Source organism: Leisingera sp. F5, from assembly GCF_001593695.1.
In genome coordinates this window covers 1-2023 of sequence record NZ_LUKH01000604.1, presented here as the reverse complement: position 1 = coordinate 2023, position 2023 = coordinate 1, and the positions used below count along the sequence as shown (strand labels likewise).

General features: G+C 61.9%; 1 protein-coding gene and 2 pseudogenes. 2 read left to right on the top strand and 1 reads right to left on the bottom strand.

From position 1 onward, the window contains the following. Positions 1 to 37 precede the first annotated feature (37 nt). Positions 38 to 322: a DUF5676 family membrane protein gene (locus tag A2I95_RS33800; RefSeq protein ID WP_035919562.1), complete on the top strand. Its 285-nt coding sequence runs from the start codon at positions 38 to 40 to the stop codon at positions 320 to 322. Further along, positions 322 to 1641, top strand: a pseudogene (locus A2I95_RS33795) (DUF3141 domain-containing protein); the annotation flags it as partial. The gene A2I95_RS33800 and the pseudogene A2I95_RS33795, both read left to right, overlap by 1 nt. 39 nt (positions 1642 to 1680) lie before the next feature. Here the strand turns inward: A2I95_RS33795 and A2I95_RS33790 are convergent. Further along, positions 1681 to 1956, bottom strand: a pseudogene (locus A2I95_RS33790) (aldehyde dehydrogenase family protein); the annotation flags it as partial. Between the last annotated feature and the right edge of the window lie 67 nt (positions 1957 to 2023).

The window sequence follows — 2023 nt, the reverse complement described above, 5'->3', positions numbered from 1 at the left end:
CTTTTGAACGCGCTCCTTGACAAAAGGAGGTCCCGAAATGACCAGCATCAGCAACACGCCCCGCGCCGCTCGGATCCCAATTCAGGCTCTGGGCTGGAGCCTCGGCATTTTCTTCGCGATCACCTACACGATCTGCGTGGTTTTCGACCTGGTCTTTCCCAGCCAGAGCATGACCAGCCTGTGGAACCCGCTTCTGCCATGGGTCGATGGCATCAGCCTCGGAGGCTACGTCGTCGGCATAGCCGAAACGCTGCTTTATGGCTGGTTCGTCGCGCTGATCTTCGGCCCGTTGTTCAACTTCTTTGCTGAGCGGAGTGCGTGATGGCCACGACCAGATCCCCAAAACGGCAGCTCAAGTCGGTAGCGACTGGACAAGCCGCTTCACCGGCCAACCAAAGCGGCCCGAAAACTGAAGAACCGAAGGCCGCGCAGGTCGAAAGCCCGACCGCTGCCACCACGACGTATCCTCAGGACCTGTTCGAACGCTGGGTTCTTTTCCTAGACACATTGCGCGAGCGCGCCGACAACATGATCGAGCACGAGCGGCGTGGAATGCCGCCGCTTCTGGATTTCAAATATGAAACCCTTCTCGACGCGCGCCACTTCGACCGTCCCGCCAACTACGCGCTTCTCAGGATCACCGAAATCGGCGAGGACTGCTGGGACGATTGCGTTGACATGGCCAAGCCGCCGGTGATCGTGGTCGACCCTCGCGCCGGCCACGGTCCGGGCATCGGCGGCTTCAAGCGCGACAGCGAGGTCGGCATGGCGATGCACGAGGGCCATCCGGTCTATTTCGTGATCTTCTACCCTGAACCCATGCCGGGGCAGACCCTGGCCGACGTGCATTTTGCCCTGCGTGACTTCGTCTCCGAGGTCGCCCGCCGACACCCGGACACCTCCCCCGTGCTCTATGGCAATTGCCAAGCCGGCTGGGCGGCCACGCTGCTGGCGGCCGATTGCGACGGTCTGAACGGGCCCGTGGTGCTGAACGGCTCGCCGCTCAGCTACTGGTCGGGTGAGGCGGAAAGCAGTCCGATGCGGATGATGGGCGCCCTTACCGGCGGGGCATGGGTCGCGCATATGATATCCGATCTGGGTGATGGCCGCTTTGATGGGGCCTGGCTGGCGCAGAATTTCGAGACCCTGCAACCGGAAAAGGCGATCTGGGACAAGTACGCCAACCTCTATGCCCATGCGGACACCGAGCGCCGGCGGTTTCTCGAATTCGAACGCTGGTGGAATGGCTATTATACTCTCAGCCGCGAGGAAATCCTCGGCATCACGCAGAACCTGTTCATCGGCAACCGGCTGGAGCAGGGCGAGATGCAATTTGATGCCCATTGCACCGTCGATCTCAAACGCATCCGCAACCCGATCGTCATATTCGCGTCGGACGGTGACAACATCACGCCGCCACAGCAGGCAATGGGGTGGATCGCCAGGCTCTATCCCGACACCGATGCGCTCAAGGCAGCCGCGCAGCGCATCGTCTATATGACGCACCCGCGTATCGGGCATCTGGGCATTTTCGTCTCGGGATCTGTTGCACGGCTCCAGCATCGGGCGATCCTGGAAAGCCTGGATGCGGTCGAGGCACTTGCGCCGGGTCTCTACGAGATGGTGATCGACAACCCTTCGGGTGACCCGGACTGCAAGGCCGGTGACTACGATGTGCGGTTCGAGCCGCGCGAGGTCGGCGTTGCGGGCGCGCAGCAGGTCGGCGGCGCGGCGCAGGATGCGGCCGCGCTCGGTGCCGGTCATTTTCGCCCATGCTTTCTGGGCTTCTTTCGCGGTGGACAGCGCCAGCTCCACGATCGCCGGGGTGGCGGCGTAGACGGTGGCGATCTGCGCGCCGGTGGCGGCATAGATCACCGGGATCGGAGTGCCTGCAGTGTCTTCGACGTATTCGCCATTGATGAAATGGCTGGCTTCAGGTTGAGCGGGATGAGTCATGATTTTATGCCTCCGGCGGGGATATTTTCAGCAAGAGGAAGATGCTGAGCGGGTGTTAGGGTTATTC

Excerpts from the sequence above, each read along its gene's own strand:
- A2I95_RS33800 (WP_035919562.1), top strand. The coding sequence starts at position 38 with ATGACCAGCATCAGCAACACGCCCCGCGCCGCTCGGATCCCAATTCAG.